Origin of the sequence: Enterobacter sp. Cy-643 (genome assembly GCF_011752815.1) — a bacterium.
In the GTDB taxonomy this organism is placed as follows: Bacteria; Pseudomonadota; Gammaproteobacteria; order Enterobacterales; family Enterobacteriaceae; genus Cedecea.
In genome coordinates this window covers 1-20,806 of record NZ_VWWV01000002.1, presented here as the reverse complement: position 1 = coordinate 20,806, position 20,806 = coordinate 1, and the positions used below count along the sequence as shown (strand labels likewise).

At 54.6% G+C, this 20,806-nt stretch carries 24 protein-coding genes and 1 other annotated feature; of the genes, 18 read left to right on the top strand and 6 right to left on the bottom strand.

The genetic code is table 11. The annotated features are described in order from the left end of the window. Positions 1-91: 91 nt before the first annotated feature. Together ghoS and pfkB are read right to left on the bottom strand one after the other, a co-directional pair. Entirely contained in the window at positions 92-373 is a 282-nt protein-coding gene (ghoS, locus tag F3J29_RS08355; RefSeq protein WP_166865101.1) for a type V toxin-antitoxin system endoribonuclease antitoxin GhoS, read from the bottom strand. A gap of 99 nt (positions 374-472) precedes the next feature. Continuing rightward, a complete protein-coding gene (gene pfkB / locus F3J29_RS08350; RefSeq protein ID WP_166865098.1) occupies positions 473-1,402 on the bottom strand; it encodes a 6-phosphofructokinase II in 930 nt (309 codons plus the stop codon). A 291-nt stretch (positions 1,403-1,693) separates the two neighbouring features. Here pfkB and F3J29_RS08345 point away from each other — a divergent pair, with 291 nt between their 5' ends. The 18 genes from F3J29_RS08345 to selO all read left to right on the top strand — a co-directional run bounded on the left by F3J29_RS08345 (position 1,694) and on the right by selO (position 17,916). Further along, complete coding sequence (locus F3J29_RS08345) at positions 1,694-2,452, top strand: DUF481 domain-containing protein (RefSeq protein WP_166865095.1); 759 nt, start codon at positions 1,694-1,696, stop codon at positions 2,450-2,452. Between the two features lie 124 nt (positions 2,453-2,576). Then, positions 2,577-2,831 (top strand): hypothetical protein, encoded by a 255-nt coding sequence (locus tag F3J29_RS08340; RefSeq protein WP_166865092.1) that lies wholly within the window; start codon positions 2,577-2,579, stop codon positions 2,829-2,831. Between the two features lie 258 nt (positions 2,832-3,089). After that, positions 3,090-5,018 carry a threonine--tRNA ligase gene (gene thrS / locus F3J29_RS08335; protein ID WP_166865090.1) on the top strand — a complete coding sequence of 643 codons (1,929 nt, stop codon included), beginning with the start codon at positions 3,090-3,092 and terminating at the stop codon, positions 5,016-5,018. A gap of 3 nt (positions 5,019-5,021) precedes the next feature. Beyond that, positions 5,022-5,564: a translation initiation factor IF-3 gene (gene infC, locus F3J29_RS08330; RefSeq protein WP_071530481.1), complete on the top strand. Its 543-nt coding sequence runs from the start codon at positions 5,022-5,024 to the stop codon at positions 5,562-5,564. A 91-nt stretch (positions 5,565-5,655) separates the two neighbouring features. After that, positions 5,656-5,853: a 50S ribosomal protein L35 gene (gene rpmI, locus F3J29_RS08325; RefSeq protein ID WP_006118955.1), complete on the top strand. Its 198-nt coding sequence runs from the start codon at positions 5,656-5,658 to the stop codon at positions 5,851-5,853. Between the two features lie 44 nt (positions 5,854-5,897). Further along, complete coding sequence (gene rplT, locus F3J29_RS08320) at positions 5,898-6,254, top strand: 50S ribosomal protein L20 (protein WP_000124850.1); 357 nt, start codon at positions 5,898-5,900, stop codon at positions 6,252-6,254. A 240-nt stretch (positions 6,255-6,494) separates the two neighbouring features. Continuing rightward, positions 6,495-6,618: a sequence feature (Phe leader region), on the top strand. Further along, positions 6,500-6,544 carry a pheST operon leader peptide PheM gene (pheM, locus tag F3J29_RS08315; RefSeq protein WP_106120997.1) on the top strand — a complete coding sequence of 15 codons (45 nt, stop codon included), beginning with the start codon at positions 6,500-6,502 and terminating at the stop codon, positions 6,542-6,544. (Overlaps the previous feature by 45 nt.) A 60-nt stretch (positions 6,619-6,678) precedes the next feature. Further along, on the top strand, positions 6,679-7,662 hold the full coding sequence (gene pheS, locus F3J29_RS08310) for a phenylalanine--tRNA ligase subunit alpha (RefSeq protein ID WP_166865087.1): 984 nt from the start codon (positions 6,679-6,681) through the stop codon (positions 7,660-7,662). Between the two features lie 14 nt (positions 7,663-7,676). Beyond that, complete coding sequence (gene pheT, locus F3J29_RS08305) at positions 7,677-10,064, top strand: phenylalanine--tRNA ligase subunit beta (RefSeq protein WP_166865084.1); 2,388 nt, start codon at positions 7,677-7,679, stop codon at positions 10,062-10,064. Positions 10,065-10,068: 4 nt separating this feature from the next. Then, positions 10,069-10,368 (top strand): integration host factor subunit alpha, encoded by a 300-nt coding sequence (gene ihfA, locus F3J29_RS08300; RefSeq protein ID WP_001229265.1) that lies wholly within the window; start codon positions 10,069-10,071, stop codon positions 10,366-10,368. Between the two features lie 132 nt (positions 10,369-10,500). Beyond that, positions 10,501-11,460 carry a bifunctional helix-turn-helix transcriptional regulator/GNAT family N-acetyltransferase gene (locus F3J29_RS08295; RefSeq protein WP_166865081.1) on the top strand — a complete coding sequence of 320 codons (960 nt, stop codon included), beginning with the start codon at positions 10,501-10,503 and terminating at the stop codon, positions 11,458-11,460. A 101-nt stretch (positions 11,461-11,561) separates the two neighbouring features. After that, positions 11,562-12,542 carry a vitamin B12 ABC transporter permease BtuC gene (gene btuC, locus F3J29_RS08290; RefSeq protein WP_166865079.1) on the top strand — a complete coding sequence of 327 codons (981 nt, stop codon included), beginning with the start codon at positions 11,562-11,564 and terminating at the stop codon, positions 12,540-12,542. 26 nt (positions 12,543-12,568) lie between these two features. After that, the gene (locus tag F3J29_RS08285; RefSeq protein WP_039292394.1) at positions 12,569-13,120 is read left to right on the top strand and encodes a glutathione peroxidase; all 552 of its coding nucleotides are present in this window, start codon (positions 12,569-12,571) and stop codon (positions 13,118-13,120) included. After that, the gene (gene btuD, locus F3J29_RS08280) at positions 13,092-13,868 is read left to right on the top strand and encodes a vitamin B12 ABC transporter ATP-binding protein BtuD (protein ID WP_166865076.1); all 777 of its coding nucleotides are present in this window, start codon (positions 13,092-13,094) and stop codon (positions 13,866-13,868) included. Before F3J29_RS08285 ends, btuD begins: the two co-directional genes overlap by 29 nt. A gap of 76 nt (positions 13,869-13,944) precedes the next feature. Further along, complete coding sequence (locus tag F3J29_RS08275) at positions 13,945-14,406, top strand: C40 family peptidase (RefSeq protein ID WP_008456552.1); 462 nt, start codon at positions 13,945-13,947, stop codon at positions 14,404-14,406. A gap of 125 nt (positions 14,407-14,531) precedes the next feature. After that, on the top strand, positions 14,532-15,506 hold the full coding sequence (locus F3J29_RS08270) for a LacI family DNA-binding transcriptional regulator (protein WP_166865073.1): 975 nt from the start codon (positions 14,532-14,534) through the stop codon (positions 15,504-15,506). Positions 15,507-15,674: 168 nt separating this feature from the next. Further along, a complete protein-coding gene (locus F3J29_RS08265; RefSeq protein ID WP_166865070.1) occupies positions 15,675-16,406 on the top strand; it encodes an EAL domain-containing protein in 732 nt (243 codons plus the stop codon). A 64-nt stretch (positions 16,407-16,470) separates the two neighbouring features. After that, entirely contained in the window at positions 16,471-17,916 is a 1,446-nt protein-coding gene (gene selO / locus F3J29_RS08260; RefSeq protein ID WP_166865067.1) for a protein adenylyltransferase SelO, read from the top strand. On the opposite strand, the gene F3J29_RS08255 is transcribed toward selO, so the two are convergent. The 4 genes from F3J29_RS08255 to F3J29_RS08240 all read right to left on the bottom strand — a co-directional run. Continuing rightward, a complete protein-coding gene (locus F3J29_RS08255; RefSeq protein ID WP_166866619.1) occupies positions 17,917-18,696 on the bottom strand; it encodes a heme ABC transporter ATP-binding protein in 780 nt (259 codons plus the stop codon). Then, entirely contained in the window at positions 18,696-19,652 is a 957-nt protein-coding gene (locus F3J29_RS08250) for a FecCD family ABC transporter permease (RefSeq protein WP_166866617.1), read from the bottom strand. Before F3J29_RS08250 ends, F3J29_RS08255 begins: the two co-directional genes overlap by 1 nt. Positions 19,653-19,687: 35 nt before the next feature. Then, positions 19,688-20,503 carry a heme/hemin ABC transporter substrate-binding protein gene (locus F3J29_RS08245; RefSeq protein ID WP_166865064.1) on the bottom strand — a complete coding sequence of 272 codons (816 nt, stop codon included), beginning with the start codon at positions 20,501-20,503 and terminating at the stop codon, positions 19,688-19,690. After that, on the bottom strand, positions 20,500-20,806 hold a 307-nt coding region (locus F3J29_RS08240; protein ID WP_286175220.1), incomplete at its 5' end, for a ChuX/HutX family heme-like substrate-binding protein. The genes F3J29_RS08240 and F3J29_RS08245, both read right to left, overlap by 4 nt.

The window sequence follows — 20,806 nt, the reverse complement described above, 5'->3', positions numbered from 1 at the left end:
CTCCCCAGGTTTGCTGGTAGACACTGCAATCAATAGCTTATCGCCGTTTGCCGGCCAAAAACACGCGCTGACGCACAACCCCGGCCAGTACTTACTTTTGTTTCTGCCAGATTTCCCAGCGGGTAACGACGACATCAGGCTCCGTGCCAAGCGCTACGCTTCCCAGCCCTTTGGCCAGCGCTTCAACTTCTTGTACATCAAGTGCGCTGATTAGCCCGAAACTGCCCGGGCCAAGCTCGTGAATTTTGCCCTTATCGTCGGCGAGCGTGAGGGTAAAGCCGCCGCGGGTGAGCTGGTTATTCAGTTCGTTGATGTCGGTCAGACTTTGTTCCTCAAATTGCACCGTTATTACATAGCGTTCAACATCACTCATAGTCACCCCGTTGTTATCCTGAAGGTTTTAGCATAGTTCATGCCGCTGGAATGGCGATATTTTCGCCCAGCGGCAGCCTGCCAATTCTGCAACGAAACGTTAGCCTTGTAGCCAGGCGTAGATTTTCTGCGTATTTTCCAGCGAGCAGAGGCGAGTGCCTTTGTTCAGCGTTGCGGCACTCCCCGCGGCTACGCCATAGCGAACGATATCCAGCAGCGGCGCATTTTCCGCAAGCTTGATCGTCATGGCACCAACCATGCTATCTCCGGCGCCGACGGTGCTTTGGCTTTTGACCGGCGGCGGCACAACGTGCACGCATTCGTGGGCATCGACCGCCAGGGCTCCCTGTGCTCCCAAAGAAACCACGACGCGTTTTGCCTGACCGCTATCAACAAGATGCTGCGCTGCGGCTCGCACGTCGTCAGGCTGGGTGAGTTCACGCTGAACTAAGGCACTCAGTTCTTTTTGGTTTGGCTTCACCAGTTCGATGTTGCCTAACGCGAGTGTGGCTTTCAGTGCCTCTCCAGAGCTGTCCACAATGCAGCGGATGCCTTTTTCCTGAGCCGTTTTTACCAGATGGCAAAGCTTGTTAAGGCCAACGCCTGGCGGCAGGCTCCCGCTGATCGCCAGGATATCGCCGCGATGAATAGCGAGGGCTTTTTGTTCCAGTTGCAGGAATTCATTATCTGTCAGCGAGGCGCCAGGCATCACGAATCGATATTGCTCGCCGGTAGATTCGGTATGAACATGCAGGTTCTGGCGGGTCCAGTCTTTCGCTTCCACGGTATCCACGGTGACATGTTCTTCAAGCAGCAGATCGCGAAGGTGCTGGCCAGTCGCGCCGCCAACCGGAAATATCGCCGTGGCGTGTCCCCCCAAATGGACAATGGCACGGGCAACGTTTATACCGCCGCCGCCGGGTTCAAAGATGGGCGAGGTGCAGCGAAGTTTCCCTTCAGGATAGATTTGCGCCGTGACGGTGGCGCTGTCGAGGGAAGGGGCGAGGGTGAGTGTAAAAATAGCGGTCATGTCTCCTCCTTTTTTAGCCATTGTCCTAAAGCGTAGCACCGAAGCGGGAAGTGAAATGTTAATTAAAATCATGATTTATCGAATGATTATCCAAAAACCATAACCTTCGTATCCTTATGAAAATAAAGATATTTTAAGAGCTCTCTTATACAAAAAATGAAACAAGAATCCATTGCTATGTTATTGCGGAGTTTTTATAATTTGTAACCTTTCCGGGGCGGCTTCGATTTGATCCCGAGGAAAGATTCCGGAACCTTAATGGTTTCTTTTTTGTGTTGTACGGATTAATAAATGAAGCTTTTAAAGACAGTGCCGGTTGCGCTTTTACTCACCGGTGGAGCGTTCTTTAGCCATTTCGCAGTGGCAGATGACTCAGTATTTACTGTCATGGATGACCCGACTACCGCGAAGAAACCCTTCGAAGGTAATCTGAACGCAGGCTATCTTGCGCAGGCAGGCAATACCAAAAGTTCCAACTTGACTGCTAACACCAATATGACCTGGTACAACACGGCTACCGCCTGGTCTATTTGGGGTACCGCCAGTAACACCTCCTCCAACGATGTGCGCTCTTCTGAGAAATACTCAGCGGGTGGGCGTGGTCGTTACAACATGACTGACTATGACTATATCTTTGGTCAGGCAAGCTGGTTGACTGACCGATACAACGGCTACCATGCGCGCGATGTCTTCACCGCGGGTTATGGTCGTCAGTTGCTGAACGGCCCGGTTCACAGCCTGCGTGTGGAATTCGGTCCAGGTGTGCGTTATGACGAATTTACCGATGGTAAAAACGAGACTCAGGCGCTGGGCTACGCGTCTGCGACTTACAACTGGCAGCTGACCGACAACGCTAAGTTTATTCAGGGCGTGTCCGTGCTGGGCAGTGACGACACCACGGTGAACTCCGAAACGGCGCTGGATGTGGCTATCAGTGAGCACTTTGGCCTGAAAGTAGGCTATAACGTGACCTGGAACTCCGATCCGCCGTCTACTGCACCAAACCATACCGACAGACGTACGCAAATTACGCTCGGGTATAAAATGTAAGATTAAGAAGCCGGACAATATCCGGCTTTGTTTTTTCCTCGTGCGCCCACTCTTCGTTTTTTCCTATCCTTTTGAGAACCAAAACCACCTGGCAAAACGCATCGCGGCCTGAGAATAATCGTGCATGACTATCTATCGCGTACGAGTGGGGTTTCATAACCCTTCAGCCCTGACCTTCAGGCAGCTTGATGAAATTCTGGAGCCGCAGCGATTCTGGCGCACTGAGTCCGGCGGCGGGACCTTTCGCTATTTTATGGAATACGAATATGAGTCGGAATTAAGAGATCTTTGTGCGGTATGTGAGCTGGCTTACTCTCAGGCTTGTAAGGTAAGAAAATGCCCGCTGGTGCTGGTGGAAGAGAAAGACAAAGCGGCATAACGCGCCTTGAAAAGGGCGGGCGATGGCCTTATTTATCAATTTCGTTCGTGGCAACAAGGGATGTATTCCCCTTTACGTTAGTGTTACCATCAGTACTTCAAGTGAGATGGCAGTGATGCCATTTTTCATTTGTACACCGGACTGCGTACCAATTCGGCGATTGTTGGTCAAATGGTTACGCAACGAGTTGTTCTAAATCCAATTTCTCTACTGTATGTGATCTTTCGTGTGGGTCACCACTGCAGATAAGGACTTAACATGCCTGTTATTACTCTTCCTGATGGCAGCCAACGCCATTACGACAAACCCGTTAGCCCAATGGACGTTGCGCTGGATATCGGTCCAGGTCTTGCCAAAGCCTGTATCGCTGGCCGCGTAGACGGTGAACTGGTTGATGCTTCCGATATTATCGAAAACGACGCGAAGCTGGCCATTATCACCGCGAAAGACGAAGCGGGTCTGGAAATTCTGCGCCACTCTTGTGCTCACCTGCTCGGCCATGCCATCAAGCAGCTGTGGCCGCATACCAAAATGGCGATCGGCCCGGTTATCGACAACGGTTTCTACTACGACGTTGATCTGGACCACACCCTGACGCAGGAAGATCTTGAGCTGCTCGAGAAGCGTATGCACGAGCTGGCCGAGAAAGATTACGACGTTATCAAGAAAAAGGTGAGCTGGCAGGAAGCGCGTGAGACTTTCGTCAACCGCGGTGAGAACTATAAAGTTGCTATTCTTGATGAAAACATTAGCCATGATGACAAACCAGGTTTGTATCATCATGAAGAGTACGTGGATATGTGCCGCGGGCCACACGTGCCGAATATGCGTTTCTGCCATCACTTCAAGCTGCAGAAAACTTCCGGCGCATACTGGCGCGGTGACAGCAATAACAAAATGCTGCAGCGTATCTACGGTACCGCCTGGGCGGACAAAAAGCAGCTGAATGCTTATCTGCAGCGTCTGGAAGAAGCGTCCAAACGCGATCACCGCAAAATCGGCAAGCAGCTTGACCTGTACCATATGCAGGAAGAAGCGCCGGGTATGGTGTTCTGGCATAACGACGGCTGGACTATTTTCCGCGAACTGGAAGTGTTCGTCCGTTCCAAGCTGAAAGAGTACCAGTACCAGGAAGTAAAAGGTCCGTTCATGATGGACCGCGTTCTGTGGGAAAAAACGGGTCACTGGGACAACTACAAAGACGCCATGTTCACCACCTCTTCCGAGAACCGTGAATACTGCATCAAACCGATGAACTGCCCGGGCCACGTACAGATCTTCAACCAGGGCCTGAAGTCCTACCGCGACCTGCCGCTGCGTATGGCGGAGTTTGGTAGTTGCCACCGCAATGAGCCTTCGGGCGCGCTGCATGGCCTGATGCGCGTACGCGGCTTTACTCAGGATGACGCCCACGTCTTCTGTACTGAAGAACAGATTCGCGACGAAGTAAACAGCTGTATCCGCATGGTATACGACGTGTACAGCACTTTCGGTTTTGAGAAAATCGTGGTGAAACTGTCTACCCGTCCGGAAAAACGCATCGGCAGCGATGAAATGTGGGATCGCGCGGAAGCGGATCTGGCCGTTGCGCTGCAGGAAAACAATATCCCGTTTGACTATCAGCCGGGTGAAGGTGCATTCTACGGCCCGAAAATTGAGTTCACGCTGTATGACTGCCTGGATCGTGCATGGCAGTGCGGTACCGTTCAGCTTGACTTCTCCCTGCCAACCCGCTTGAACGCCTCCTATATTGGCGAAAATAACGAGCGTTTGGTGCCGGTAATGATTCACCGCGCCATTTTAGGTTCGATGGAACGCTTTATCGGTATTCTGACCGAAGAGTTTGCTGGTTTCTTCCCAACCTGGCTTGCTCCAGTGCAGGCGGTGGTGATGAATATCACCGACGGCCAGGCAGAATACGTTAACGAATTGACTCGTAAACTCCAAAATGCGGGCATTCGCGTAAAAGCAGACTTGAGAAATGAGAAGATAGGCTTTAAAATCCGTGAACACACGTTACGTCGTGTCCCTTATATGCTGGTTTGTGGCGATAAAGAGGTCGAAGCAGGCAAAGTTGCCGTTCGTACCCGCCGCGGCAAAGACCTGGGGAGCATGGACGTCAACGAATTGATTGAAAAGCTGCAGCAAGAAATTCGCAGCCGCAATCTTCATCAACTGGAGGAATAAAGTATTAAAGGCGGAAAAAGAGTTCAACCGGCGCGTCCTAATCGCATTAACAGAGAGATTCGTGCCACTGAGGTTCGTCTGACCGGTATTGATGGCGAGCAGATTGGTATTGTCAGTCTGAATGAAGCTTTAGAAAAAGCCGAAGAGGCTGGGGTTGATTTAGTAGAAATCAGTCCAAACGCCGAGCCGCCTGTTTGCCGCATCATGGACTACGGCAAGTTCCTCTACGAGAAAAGCAAATCTTCTAAGGAACAGAAGAAGAAGCAAAAAGTTATTCAGGTTAAGGAAATTAAATTCCGACCTGGTACCGATGATGGCGACTATCAGGTAAAACTCCGCAGCCTGGTTCGCTTTCTGGAAGACGGAGACAAAGCCAAAATCACCCTGCGTTTCCGTGGGCGTGAAATGGCACACCAACAAATTGGTATGGAAGTGCTTAACCGCGTCCGTGACGATCTGAGTGAACTGGCAGTGGTCGAATCCTTCCCAACGAAGATCGAAGGCCGCCAGATGATCATGGTGCTTGCTCCGAAGAAGAAACAGTAAGGCCATCAAGTAACAGACCGCGGGGCTTCGGCCTCGCGGGTTTTGTTCGCCTACTGGTTCGTTTTATTAACAATGCGAAGTGGAAATTGAAATGCCAAAGATTAAAACAGTACGCGGCGCCGCTAAGCGCTTCAAAAAGACTGCTTCTGGCGGTTTTAAGCGTAAGCACGCTAACCTGCGTCACATTCTGACTAAAAAGTCTACCAAACGTAAACGTCATCTGCGTCCGAAAGGCATGGTCTCCAAAGGGGATCTGGGTCTGGTTGTCGCTTGCCTGCCGTACGCATAAGTAAACTTTTTTTAATTAATTCAGAATAGAAACAGGAGAGCTAAATGGCTCGCGTAAAACGTGGTGTAATTGCACGTGCTCGTCACAAAAAAATCCTCAAACAAGCTAAAGGTTACTACGGTGCGCGTTCACGCGTATACCGCGTTGCCTTCCAGGCTGTTATCAAAGCTGGTCAGTACGCTTACCGCGACCGTCGTCAACGTAAACGTCAGTTCCGCCAGCTGTGGATTGCACGTATCAACGCTGCAGCTCGTCAGAACGGTATCTCTTACAGCAAATTCATCAACGGCCTGAAAAAAGCCTCTGTTGAAATCGACCGTAAGATCCTGGCTGACATCGCCGTATTCGACAAAGTGGCATTCACTGCCCTGGTTGAGAAAGCGAAAGCAGCTCTGGCATAAGCCAGTTTTAAGAGGGAGCTTGCTCCCTCTTTTAATTTATACCCGTCATACTTCAATCTGTAGCTGCGTTAACTGCACTCGCTGATCCCAGTCACTTACTTAAGTAAGCTCCCGGGGATAATCGAGCTTGTCGCCTTACTACAAATCGAATTATTAGGGCATAACACAATCAATTTATTGACTTTCAACGCCGCAGCTCGTTCAATAGCCAAAGCGAAATTTGTCAAAATAAGGTAACTGCAAGCATGAATGCTGCTATTTTCCGCTTCTTTTTTTACTTTAGCGCCTGACTCAGGGGGCTTTGCGCGTAAGAAAAGAAACGAAAAACAGCGCCGAAAGCCTCCTGTACGGAGGCTTTTTTTTTGCGTTTCGTTTTCGAATCAGACCAACTACCCCGGCAGTTTGCCGGCATAAGAGGAATACCATGCCACATCTCGCAGAGCTGGTTGCCAGTGCCAAAGCAGCCATAAACGATGCCCAGGATGTTGCCGCGTTAGATAATGTACGCGTCGAATATTTAGGGAAGAAGGGACATCTGACCCTTCAGATGACCACCCTGCGTGAACTGCCACCGGAAGAGCGTCCGGCTGCGGGCGCGGTGATTAACGTTGCTAAAGAGCAGGTTCAGGAAGCCCTGAACGCACGCAAAGCCGAGCTCGAAAGCGCCGCACTGAACGAACGTCTGGCCGCAGAAACGATTGACGTTTCTCTGCCAGGTCGTCGGATTGAAAACGGTGGTCTGCACCCGGTCACCCGCACTATCGACCGCATCGAAAGTTTCTTCGGCGAGCTGGGCTTCACCGTAGCGACCGGCCCTGAAATCGAAGATGATTACCACAACTTCGATGCGCTGAATATTCCAGGTCACCACCCGGCGCGCGCTGACCACGATACTTTCTGGTTTGACGCGACCCGTTTGCTGCGTACCCAGACTTCTGGCGTGCAGATTCGTACGATGAAGGACAAGCAGCCGCCAATTCGTATTATCGCCCCGGGCCGCGTCTATCGTAACGATTACGATCAGACCCACACCCCGATGTTCCACCAGATGGAAGGCCTGATCGTTGATACCAACATCAATTTCACCAACCTGAAAGGAACGCTGCACGATTTCCTGAATAACTTCTTTGAAGAAGACCTGCAAATCCGCTTCCGTCCGTCCTACTTCCCGTTTACCGAACCGTCCGCTGAAGTGGACGTTATGGGTAAAAACGGCAAGTGGCTGGAAGTGCTGGGCTGCGGCATGGTGCATCCGAACGTGCTGCGTAACGTGGGTATCGATCCGGAAGTTTACTCCGGCTTCGCCTTCGGTATGGGCATGGAGCGTCTGACCATGCTGCGCTATGGCGTGACCGATCTGCGTGCATTCTTCGAAAATGATTTACGTTTCCTCAAACAGTTCAAATAAAGGCGGGATATCCAATGAAATTCAGTGAACTCTGGTTACGCGAATGGGTAAACCCAGCCAATAGCAGTGACGAACTTTCCAGCCAGATAACCATGGCCGGTCTTGAAGTGGATGGCGTTGATGCCGTGGCGGGCGCTTTCCACGGCGTTGTGGTCGGGGAAGTGGTCGAGTGCGGCCAGCACCCGAACGCCGACAAACTGCGCGTAACAAAAGTTAACGTCGGTGGCGATCGCCTGCTGGATATCGTCTGCGGCGCACCAAACTGCCGTCAGGGCCTGAAGGTCGCCGTGGCGACGGTCGGTGCCGTGCTGCCGGGTGATTTCAAAATCAAAGCGGCCAAACTGCGCGGCGAACCGTCCGAAGGAATGCTGTGCTCCTTCTCCGAGCTGGGTATTTCCGACGATCATAACGGTATTATCGAGCTGCCTGCGGACGCGCCAATCGGCACCGACATTCGCGAATACCTGAAGCTGGACGACAACACCATTGAAATCAGCGTCACGCCAAACCGTGCGGACTGCCTCGGTATTATCGGCGTAGCTCGCGATGTGGCGGTGGTGAACAAGCTCCCGTTGGCTGAGCCAGAAATTGCCGCCGTTGCCGCGACTATCAATGACACGCTGCCTATTCGCGTAGACGCCGCAGAGGCTTGCCCGCGCTACCTGGGCCGCGTTGTGAAAGGCATCAATGTTAAGGCGCCCACGCCGCTGTGGATGAAAGAGAAGCTGCGTCGCTGCGGCATCCGTTCCATCGATGCGGTGGTTGACGTAACCAACTATGTGCTGCTGGAGCTTGGCCAGCCGATGCACGCCTTCGACCTTAACCGCATTGAAGGCGGGATCGTGGTGCGTATGGCGGAAGAGGGCGAAACCCTGGTCCTGCTGGACGGCAGCGAAGCGAAGCTGAATGCCGACACTCTGGTCATTGCGGACCACAATAAAGCGCTGGCCATGGGCGGTATCTTCGGCGGCGAGCATTCAGGTGTTAACGACGAAACGCAGAATGTACTGCTGGAATGTGCCTTCTTCAGCCCGCTGTCCATCACCGGTCGCGCGCGCCGTCATGGCCTGCATACCGATGCTTCCCACCGCTATGAGCGCGGCGTCGATCCTGCGCTGCAGTACAAAGCGATGGAACGAGCGACTCGCCTGCTGGTAGATATTTGCGGCGGTGAAGCAGGCCCGGTTATCGATGTTACAAGTGAAGTGCACCTTCCTGAGCGCGCCACGATTACCCTTCGTCGCAGCAAACTGGACCGTCTGATCGGTCACCATATCGAAGATGCTCAGGTCAGCGATATTCTGCGTCGACTGGGCTGCGAAGTGACCGAAGGTCAGGCGCAGTGGACTGCCGTGGCGCCAAGCTGGCGTTTCGACATGGAAATTGAAGAAGATCTGGTGGAAGAAGTGGCCCGCGTTTACGGCTACAACAGTATTCCAAACAGCCCGGTACAGGCAGGTCTGGTGATGGGTACCCATCGCGAAGCTGACCTTTCACTGAAGCGCGTGAAAACCATGCTGGTGGACAAAGGTTACCAGGAAGTTATTACCTACAGCTTCGTCGACCCGAAAATTCAGCAGCTTCTGCACCCGGGCGAAGAAAATCTGATTCTTCCTAATCCTATCTCTACCGACATGTCCGCCATGCGTCTGTCGCTGTGGAGTGGCCTGCTGACAACCGTGGTTTATAACCAGAATCGCCAGCAAAGCCGCGTGCGTATTTTCGAATCTGGCCTGCGCTTTGTGCCTGATACTCAGGCAGACCTTGGGATTCGTCAGGATCTTATGCTGGCGGGGGCTATCTGCGGCAACCGCTATGAAGAACACTGGGATCTGGCGCGCAACACCGTTGACTTCTATGATCTGAAAGGCGATCTGGAGTCCGTTCTGGCCCTTACCGGTAAACTTTCAGACATCGAATTCAGAGCGCAGGCAAATCCGGCCTTGCATCCTGGGCAAAGTGCTGCCATTTATTTAGCAGGTGAATGCATTGGTTTCATTGGTGTTGTTCACCCGGAGCTGGAGCGTAAACTGGACCTTAACGGCCGCACGGTGGTGTTCGAGGTGCTGTGGAGCAAGCTCGCAGACCGCGTGGTGCCTGAGGCGCAGGACGTTTCTCGCTTCCCGGCAAACCGCCGCGATATCGCTGTTGTGGTGGCTGAAAACGTCCCGGCAGCAGATGTTTTGGCCGAGTGTAAGAAAGTTGGCGCAAATCAGGTAGTTGGCGTAAACTTATTTGACGTGTACCGTGGCAAGGGCGTAGCCGATGGCTACAAGAGCCTGGCCATAAGCCTTATCCTTCAGGATACGGGCCGTACACTCGAAGAAGAGGAGATGGCCGCTACCGTTGCAAAATGTGTAGAGGCATTAAAAGAGCGATTCCAGGCATCATTGAGGGATTGAACGTATGGCGCTTACAAAAGCTGAAATGTCAGAATATCTGTTTGATAAGCTTGGGCTTAGCAAACGAGATGCCAAAGAGCTGGTAGAGCTGTTTTTCGAAGAGATCCGTCGCGCTCTGGAAAACGGTGAGCAGGTTAAACTCTCGGGCTTTGGTAATTTTGACTTACGCGATAAAAACCAACGTCCCGGGCGCAACCCGAAGACCGGTGAAGATATTCCCATTACGGCGCGCCGTGTGGTGACCTTCCGACCTGGTCAGAAGCTAAAAAGTCGGGTTGAAAACGCGTCGCCAAAAGACGAGTAACCTGAGTTAACAAAAGGCCGCATTCGCGGCCTTTTTCTTTAGCTTTGAAGCCCCATTGCTTAACGACATGTGCTTGACAAATACTGTCATCGAATGGTTGTATTGTACAACCATATTTCAATAAGAACGATCATGTCTGACAGCACCCTTATCGAGTCTATACGCGCCTCGTCGCGCCAGGTTGTGCGCGAGCTAGGTTTCCTGAACGCAACGCTTGCCGCGACGAACTACTCTGCTTCTGCGGTCCATGCTTTGCTGGAAATTGATTCACGGGAGAACGTCACTGCCGCCGATCTGGTTCAGGTTCTTGGCCTGGAGAAGTCGAGCGTCAGCCGAATGATAGGCAAGCTGCGAAATGCGGGAGAGCTGTTCGAGAGTGTTTCAGACGAAGACGCCAGAGCCAGGCGGCTCCAGTTGACCGCTCAGGGCAAACTGACGGTCAGGGAAATCCACCGATACGGCAGAATGCGCGTAGAGAAAGCGCTGGTGCATCTGGATGCTCAGGCACAGCAATCCGTTGCTGACGGTCTGTCCAACTATGCTCTGGCGCTGAAAGCCTGTCGCGGTGAGTTGACGGGGGAAGAGGGAAGAAAAAACTTCGAGATAATGACGGGGTACCAGCCAGGCGTGATTGGCCGCGTGGCGGAAATGCACGCTAACTATTACTCAACACACTATGGCTTCGGCCACTTTTTTGAAGGGAAAGTGGCTGCCGGGCTGGCGGAGTTTTCAGGCAGGCTGGATCGCCCGTGTAACCGCATCTGGGTGGTCTGCCGCAATGGCAAAATCGTGGGCTCTGTATCCATTGATGGCGAGGACCTGGGCAATCACGAAGCCCATTTGCGCTGGTTCATTCTCGACGATGAGTGCCGTGGGAGCGGTATTGGGCGAATGCTTTTACGTGAGGCCATGCGATTTTGCGATGAGTATGGTTTTTCCGCCGTGCAGCTGTGGACTTTTAGCGGCCTGAATGCAGCTCGCCATCTTTATGAGTCGATGGGATTCAGGCTAACCCGGGAATGGCAGGGCGAACAATGGGGAAGTTCAATGCTGGAGCAGCAGTTCACGCGCAAACGATCGGCAGAAGAGTAATTCGGGACTGATGGGCTATTACGACCTTTCTTTGCTTGTCCTCTTCGGTGAACTCCCCGTAAAATCAGGCGCATAAACGGGGCAGGGGGAGCCTTTACGGAATGCTGAATTTTGTAACCAGACAACGCAGATTTGAGCGACGCTGGCTGGTTGCCCTGGTCTTTGCCACGGCGACGATGCTGGCCTTGAGCCTGTGCGCCGGGGATGTCTGGTTTTCCCCCCTTTCCTGGTGGAATGATGAGGCCCGGCTCTTCATCTGGCAAATCCGCTTGCCGCGTACGCTGGCCGTCCTGCTGGTGGGGGCTGCTCTGGCCGTGGCCGGCACGATTATGCAGTCGCTGTTTGAAAATCCGCTGGCCGAACCCGGTTTACTTGGCGTCTCCAACGGCGCAGGCGTTGCGCTGGTTGTTGCCCTGTTGCTCGGGCAGGGGATGCTGCCGGGCTGGGTGCTGGGGCTGTGCGCCATTCTCGGTGCCTTAGCGATCACTCTCATTCTGTTACGTTTTTCCCGTCGTCATCTCTCCACCAGTCGTCTATTACTTGCAGGTGTTGCCCTCGGCATTATTTGTAGCGCCCTGATGACCTGGGCGGTCTACTTTAGCTCAAGTCTTGACCTACGCCAGCTAATGTACTGGATGATGGGCGGTTTTGGCGGCGTGGACTGGCGTCAGGGCTGGTTGATGGTGACGCTGCTGCCGGTGGTTGTCTGGCTGTGTCGGCAGCATGCTCCGCTCAACCTGATGGCGCTCGGTGAAAACTCAGCCCGACAGCTGGGGCTTTCCGTCTGGCTGTGGCGCAATATTTTGGTTCTGGCTACCGGCTGGCTGGTTGGCGTCAGCGTGGCGCTTGCCGGCGCGATTGGATTTGTTGGTCTGGTGATCCCGCACATGCTGCGACTCGCGGGGTTAACCGATCATCGCGTTTTGCTGCCCGCCAGCGCGCTGGCAGGGGCCGCGGTTTTAACCGGCGCGGATGTGGTGGCAAGGCTTGCGCTAAGCTCGGCCGAACTGCCCATTGGCGTAGTCACCGCTACGCTCGGCGCGCCGGTGTTTATCTGGCTATTATTGAAAGCCGGACGTTAATTCGGCTCACAGAGGAAGAGGATGATATGCAAAGCAATGTTCTGAACACCGAAGTCACCACCATTGACGGCGAAAACACTACGCTGGAGAGCTGGCAGGGAAAAGTGCTGCTAGTGGTAAACGTCGCCTCTAAATGCGGCCTGACGCCGCAGTATGAGCAACTGGAAAATCTGCAAAAAGACTTTGAAGCCCAGGGTTTCAGCGTGCTTGGTTTCCCGTGCAATCAGTTCCTGGGGCAAGAGCCGGGCAGCAGCGAAGAAATTAAAACCTTCTGCAGCACCACCTATGGCGTGACGTTCCCACTGTTTAGCAAAATCGACGTCAACGGCGAGCACCGCCATCCGTTTTATCAAAAACTGATTGATGCCCGCCCGGCAGCCGTTGCTCCAGAAGGGAGCGGTTTCCTGGAGCGTATGAGCAGCAAAGGGCGTGGTCCACTTTACCCTGACGACATCCTGTGGAACTTTGAAAAATTCTTGATTGGACGTGATGGCAAAGTGATCCAGCGTTTCTCTCCGGACATGACGCCGGAAGATCCTGTGGTGCTGGATGCCATTAAACAGGCTTTGGCTAAATAAGTTGTCCCTGCTGCAGCTGACAGGCGTCACCGTCGCGGGCCGGGTTGGGCCAATATCTGCGGCGGTGGAGCCCGGAGAACTTATCCATCTTGTCGGGCCGAATGGGGCGGGCAAGAGTACGCTGCTCACGCGTATGGCAGGATTAAGCGCCGGGCAAGGCAGCCTTCTGTTTAACCAGCAGCCGCTTGACGGCTATTTGCCGGCCGAGCTTTCCCGGCGTCGAGCCTGGCTAAGCCAACAGCAACTTCCCCCTTTTGCGATGCCCGTCTGGCACTACCTGCAGCTGCATCAATCCTCGCCTGAATCCGAAGCGGCAATGCTGCGCCTGGCGGAATCGCTGTGGCTCTCAGACAAACTGACCAGATCGGTCAACCAGCTTTCCGGCGGTGAATGGCAGCGCGTTCGCCTTGCCGCCGTGCTGCTGCAGATTGATCCCTCGGTCAATCCCGAAGGGCAACTCTTGCTGCTCGATGAGCCGATGAACAGCCTTGATGTCGCCCAGCAGGCGGCGTTAGATCGCCTGTTGCATGCATTGTGTGCGGCCGGCATTGCGATAGTAATGAGCAGCCATGATTTGAACCATAGCCTGCGTCATGCCCACAAAGTGTGGCTCTTGCGTGAAGGGAAAATGGTCGACCGGGGGCAGAAAGATGAAGTGCTGACGCCGAAAAATTTGTCTGCAGCTTACCAGATGCCGTTTCGGCTATTGCGCATCGAAGGGCACAGTATGCTGATAAGCCCGTTATAACATCGTGGAAAGCTTGCAATAATTCCGGGCGACAGGCTAAATTACTGGAAACAGCAAGACCGGGAGTTGTCTGAAAATGCGTTTGTGGCTTATTGCAGTGGCATGCATAGTGTTGGTGGGGTGTAGTCATAATGCCCCTCATCCGAACGCCAGGCTTTCCGATTCGATCACCGTTATCGCCCAGCTAAACGATCAGCTTCGCAGCTGGCACGGCACGCCGTACACCTACGGCGGCATGAGCCGGCGCGGCGTGGATTGTTCCGGCTTCGTGCTGATGACCTTCCGCGACAGGTTCGATCTGATGCTGCCGCGCATGACCAGCGAGCAGGCAGAAATCGGCACAAAAATCGATAAAGACGACCTGCTGCCAGGCGATCTGGTGTTCTTCAAAACTGGCTCGGGCGAAAGCGGCCTGCACGTCGGCATTTATGACACCGACAACACCTTTATTCACGCGTCTACCAGTCGGGGCGTTATGCGTTCCTCTCTGGACAACGTCTACTGGCGTAAAAAATTCTGGCAAGCCCGCCGCATATAGCCTTTCCTGTTTTTTCTTGACTGAAAATCGTGACCGTTCCCGCAAATCTGCGGGCAACGTCAACGGTATTAGCAATATCAGGTAATATCGGGATGCATTGTGCTTTTCCCGCTAAGGATTGTGTCATGGTCACCCTCGAAGATGTTGCTGCCCACGCCGGCGTCTCCCGCGCCACCGTCTCCCGCGTGGTGAATGGCGACACTAAGGTTAAATCGCAAACCCGCGTTAAAGTGGAGGCCGCGATTGCTGAACTGGGCTATTCCCCCAATCCTGCAGCCAGAGCGCTGGCGTCGAGCCAGAGCCATTCCATTGGTCTGGTGACCACCTCATATACCGGCGGCTTCTTCGGGGCGCTTATGGATACGGTGCAAAGCGAAGCCGAATCCAACGGCAAACAGCTACTGGTCACGCAGGGGCGTGGCTTAGAGGAGAACGAGCGCAATGCCATTCAGCGACTCTACAACCTGCGCTGCGATGGCCTGATCCTCCATGTCCGTGCCATCGCGGACGAAACGCTGCTTCAACTGGCGGAACGAGGTAACCGGTTTATCGTTCTCGACAGAGACGTGCCCGCATTAAGCTCGCGTTGCGTGGTCTTCGATCATCGACTTGCCAGCCACATGGCCACCCGCTATTTGCTGGATGCCGGCCATTTGGCGATAGCCTGTCTGCATGGCCCTACACAGCGCGCCTCCAGCCTCTTACGACGCCAGGGTTTTCTCGATGCCATGGAAGAACAGGGCATTACTCCGGTGGCGGTAGTGGAAGGGGAGTACGATATGCCCAGCGGCTATCGGCAAACCTCAGCCTTACTGGATGAATTTAAAATCAGCGCTCTTTATTGCTGTAACGAAGAGATGGCCGTTGGGGCGATGCTGGCCATTACCGAGCGGGGCTTACGCATTCCTCTGGATATATCCCTTATTTGTTATGACAGTGGCGATCGTGCGGCATTTGTCCGTCCGGCGTTAACCAGCGTTTATTTCCCAATAGGCGACATGGCCCGCTTTGCCACGCGTAAATTACTGAATGAGCATTGTGAGAATGAATCTTTTTTACCTTGCATCATTGCGCGTGATTCCGTTCGGAATTTACGTTAAAAACTGGCTATGTACGGATATCCAGGATAAGCTAAAAGTTATTAAAACATAAAGCTTAAACGTTTCAGGGATGAGTGTGAAATTCACAGCGATAGTAGCTATCCGACTATTTTCGGATTGGCGCTGTATCTCTCTGCCGTCCAACCAGAAATCCACAGGGCTGGCAAAATGATTGTTTCACTTGATAGTGTTTATTGTTCTCACCTCTACTATCGCCCCGCCGTCAGGCCGGACGATAGCATTTTGGGCGTCGAAATCGTTGCAAACTTCGTGGGTGCCAACGCGCCGGTTCGTATTCCAACCGAATTGTTAATTCCTCATCTTGCGCCGGAACAGCATCTCGAGCTGTTTAGAGAAAAATTAACGCAAATAGAAGAACATCAGAATTTCTTTATCTCCCGGCAGCTTGTTGTCTGGGTTCATATTAATGAAACTATTATTGATATGTTAATTAACAACCAGGATTTATATATCCGGCTAAAGGCTTTACCGTTTATTGAATTAATGATTAGCGAAAGTTTTCCTGATTTAAATCGCGGTAAAACGAATTTAAGGCTGGCCTGGCTGGCCGAACGTTTCCCACTCGGTCTGGCTGACTTTGGTGCCGGCCATGCCACCACAAAATCTATTTTCGATGGCCTGTTCCGGCATGTGGTCATGGACCGCTTTTTTGTTCAGAAACAGCTTCCAGGCCGCACTTTCTCCCCTTTTATGTTTGCCATTCTTGGGCAGGTTTTACCGTTTTGCCAGGCGTTGCTGATTGCCGGGATAGATTCCGCCAGCGCGCGGCGTAAAGTGCAGGGTTTAGGCTTTGCCGCGATGCTGGGCAAACTCTGGCCGCTGGTGCCGCCGGAGGAACTGGCATCCCTTTTCCCCCCTCATGAAGGTCTGGTTCACTAAAGTCCCTGCTGCCCGGCCGTGTTTAAAATGCATTACTGGGGCTACACTGTCGGGCGGAGGAACCATGACCAATACTTTAGCTTTTCTGAATACCTGGCACGACGAGTTGCCGGGGTTCTACAGCGAATTACCCCCCACGCCGCTGAAAAATGCCCGGCTGCTTTACCACAGCCAGCCGCTGGCTGACGATCTGGGGATTGATGCCTCGTTTTTTGCCGCACCGCAGCAGGGGATCTGGCGTGGCGAAATGCTGCTGCCCGGCATGCAGCCGCTCGCCCAGGTGTATAGCGGGCATCAGTTCGGCGTCTGGGCCGGGCAATTGGGGGACGGGCGCGGTATTTTACTGGGAGAGCAACAACTCGCGGACGGGCGCAAAGTTGACTGGCATCTCAAAGGCGCTGGCTTGACGCCGTACTCACGTATGGGCGATGGCCGGGCCGTGCTGCGCTCCACCATCCGCGAATTTCTCGCCAGCGAAGCCATGCACGCGTTAGGCGTCCCGACGACGCGCGCATTAACGATTGTTACCAGTGATACGCCGGTACAACGTGAAACGGTTGAACAGGGGGCAATGCTGCTCCGCGTGTCCGAAAGCCATTTGCGTTTCGGGCATTTTGAGCATTTCTACTATCGCCGCGAGCCGGAAAAAGTCCAGCAGCTTGCCGATTACGCCATTCGTCACCACTGGCCGCATTTGCAGGGACTTGAAGATCGCTATGAGCTGTGGTTTAGCGACGTGGTGGCGCGTACCGCCGCGCTCATTGCCAGCTGGCAAACGGTGGGCTTTGCCCACGGGGTGATGAACACCGACAACATGTCGATTCTTGGGCTGACCATGGACTATGGCCCGTATGGTTTCCTCGATGACTACCAGCCTGAGTTCATCTGCAACCATTCCGACTACCAGGGCCGGTATGCCTTCGACAACCAGCCGGCGGTGGGGCTCTGGAACCTGCAGCGCCTGGCGCAGACGCTATCCCCGTTTATTACGGCCGATAAGCTGAACGCGATTCTGGATGGCTACCAGCCGGCTATCATGCGTGCTTTTGGCCAGCGGATGCGGGCTAAACTGGGGCTCTTTACCGAACAACAGGCCGATAACCAAATCCTGAGTGAACTCTTCGCCCTGATGAGCAAAGAAGGCAGTGATTACACGCGCACTTTCCGTATGCTGAGCCTGACGGAACAGCTTAGCGCGGCGTCGCCGCTGCGGGATGAGTTTATCGACAGGGCAAGTTTTGACACCTGGTTTGGGCGCTACCGTGAGCGGCTTCAGGTGGAGCAGGTGAGTGACGCAGAGCGTCAACAGAGAATGCGGGAGGTGAACCCGGCGTTGGTATTACGTAACTGGCTGGCGCAGCGGGCAATCGAAGCCGCGGAGCAGGGCGATACTCGCGAACTGGCGAAACTCCACGCGGCGCTGCTCCAACCGTTTTCCGACCGTGAGGATGATATGACACAGCGCCCACCTGACTGGGGAAAACGGCTGGAAGTCAGCTGTTCAAGCTGATCACTGACGCAGACCTACCTGAGGAACCGGGTGTTCCGGATGTCGGAACACCCGTAGATCGGCCTGATACCAGCGCTGTAAAGTTTGCTCTTCCAGGACTTCGTCCGGCGTCCCGTCCGCTACCAGCCTGCCTTTATGCAACAGCACGATACGGTCGGCCCAGAGTGCCGCCAGATTTAAATCGTGCAGCACAACGCAAACCGACAGCGTCCCCGTTTGCGCCAGGCGACGCAGCAGGCGCAGGACATGCTGCTGGTGGTAGAGATCCAGCGCTGACGTAGGCTCGTCCAGAAACAGCCAGCCGTGAGGCTGCCCGTCGCACCAAAGCTGCGCCAGCGCCCGGGCAAGCTGCACCCGCTGCTGCTCACCGCCGGATAAGCGGCAAAAATCTCTGCCGCTAAGATCTTCACACCCGGTCAACGCCATGACTTCTGCCACGACGCGGGCCGTTGATTCCTGCGGCCAGGGCGCCCGGCCCATGGCGATCACATCTTCAACCGTCCAGCTAAACGCCATACTGCTTTGCTGGCGCATCACCGCGCGTTTGCGGGAAAGGGCTTCGTTGGACCACTGATTCAAATGATGGCCCGCCAGGGCAACGTGCCCGCTGTCGGGCTGTTGAAACCCGGTTAACAGTCGCAACAGCGTGGATTTACCCGCGCCGTTTGGGCCAATCAGCGCCACGACTTCACCCGGCTTCAGGCTGACATTGACGTTATCAATCAGATAACGTTGGCCCAGCTTCAGCGAAATATTATGCGTGGACAGAACTTCATTCATCACGCGCTCTCCTTGCTGCGAAAGATCATCGCCAGGAACCAGGGGCCGCCTATCAGGCTAGTCAACAGGCCTACCGGCATTTCCGCAGGCGACACAATTGTTCGTGCCAGCGTATCGGCTACCAACAGCAGCATGGCGCCTGCCAGCACTGAGCCAGGTACCAGCCAGCGATGATCGGACCCCAGCCACATGCGTACCAGATGCGGAACCACCAGGCCAACGAAGCCGATAACGCCGCTGATGGCCACCGCGGCGGCAACCAACAAGGCGCTCAGGATCAGCAAATGCCGCTGGGTCGTTTTGACATCCACGCCCAGATAATGCGCCTCTTCATCGCCAAGCTGGAGCAGGTTCAGGCGCTTTGAAAGCAGCCAGATACCAAGGCTTGCGGGAAGAATAAGCGACGCGGTGGCGAGCAGCGTGGACCATTGCGCCTGGCCCAGGCTACCCATTCCCCACAGAGAAAGCTGGCGTAGCTGAGCGTCGTTGCTTATCCATGACAGCACGCCAACCGCCGCGCCGCACAGCGCATTGATGGCGATGCCTACCAGCAGCAGACGAGACAAACTGTTAGTGCCTTTCCGGCTAAGCAGGAAAATTGCCAGCGTCACCGCCAGGCTGCCGACAAACGCCGCCAGCATAGGGGCATAAAGCGCCAAAACCGCCGGCAGAGCCAGCGGCATGACAATCGACAGACCCACCGCCAGCGCGGCCCCGCTGCTGATCCCAAGCAGACCCGGATCGGCCAGCGGGTTACGGAACAACCCCTGCATCACGCAGCCCGACAGCGCCAGCGCGCCGCCGATCAGCGCCGCCAGCAGCACCCGCGGCAGACGGATGTTGAGCCAGATGTCGCGTAACGTGTCGTCATGCGCCTGCCACAGCACGGCCACGGACAGCCGCATGGCGCCGAGGTTAGCGGCAATAAGCGCCATTGCCAGCAAAACCAGCCCCATCAAACACAGGGCATGGTGAGGCAAAGGTCGGCGTATCACGGCAGTTGCTCCGCTTTTTTGCGCAGGGCGAGAATTGTCTGCGGGGTATCAATGCCAAAGCCGAGCAGCGCCATGTCATCGACGACCATCAGCTGTTTATTTTTCCCGGCAGGCGTTTGCGCAAGCCCCGGTAGTGCCCAGACTTTGGCTTCCCCACCGAGGGTTTTCACCCCGTCGGTAGTGACCAGGATCAGGTCTGGTTTACTGGCGATCACCCCTTCCTGGGACAGAGGCTGGTAGCGCTTGAAGCCCTGCATGGCATTGTCCAGCCCGGCGGCGTGAATCGCGGCATCCGCGGCGGTTTCCTGTCCTGCCGCCATGGCGGTCATACCGCCGTGGCTCATAATGAACAGTACTTTTTTGCCCAGCGGTTTGGCCGGGATCGCCTGCAGCTGGTCGTGAAGCGTTTTGCGCAGCTTGTCGCCTTCCGCAGTTTTACCCAGCGCGGTAGCCACGGCAGCAACCTTGGCATCAATGCTCTCGAGAGTATTTTCCGCCGGGACGGTCACAACCTTCACTTTGCTGGCCTCAATTTGCTTCAGCGCCATGGAAGGCTGAGCCTGAGCGCTGGCCAGCACCAGCGTCGGGCGCATGGCGAGAATACCCTCGGCATTAAGCTGGCGCAGATAGCCCACATCCGGCAATTTTTTCACGGCATCGGGATGAAGGCTCGTGCTATCACGAGCCACCACATCCTGACCCGCACCCAGAGCCCAGGCAATCTCGGTGACATCGCCACCGATGGTTACCACGCGCTCGGCCGCACCTGCCATTAACGGCAGGGCGAGGATGGCGAGTAGCAGGCGTTTCATGCCGCTAACCCTTTGCCGATCAGCGCTTCAATTTGCAGACGCCACTGCTCTTGTTCCGGCTGACCTTCGGTGCGCTGGCCATACAGCTGGGCAATCTGCGTGCCGTCGGCGGCGAACAGCTCAAGGCTGGTCACGTGGCCGTCAGCGGTCGGTTTGCGGGTTACCCAGCTTTCGGCGATGGTGTCGCCCATCAGGTGCAGGGTGAATTCCGGGTTGAACACGTTGACCCAGTTTTCCATCGGGACCACTTTGCGGATTTCACCGGTGAAGATCTGCACGCAGCCGCGGTTGCCGACGAAAATC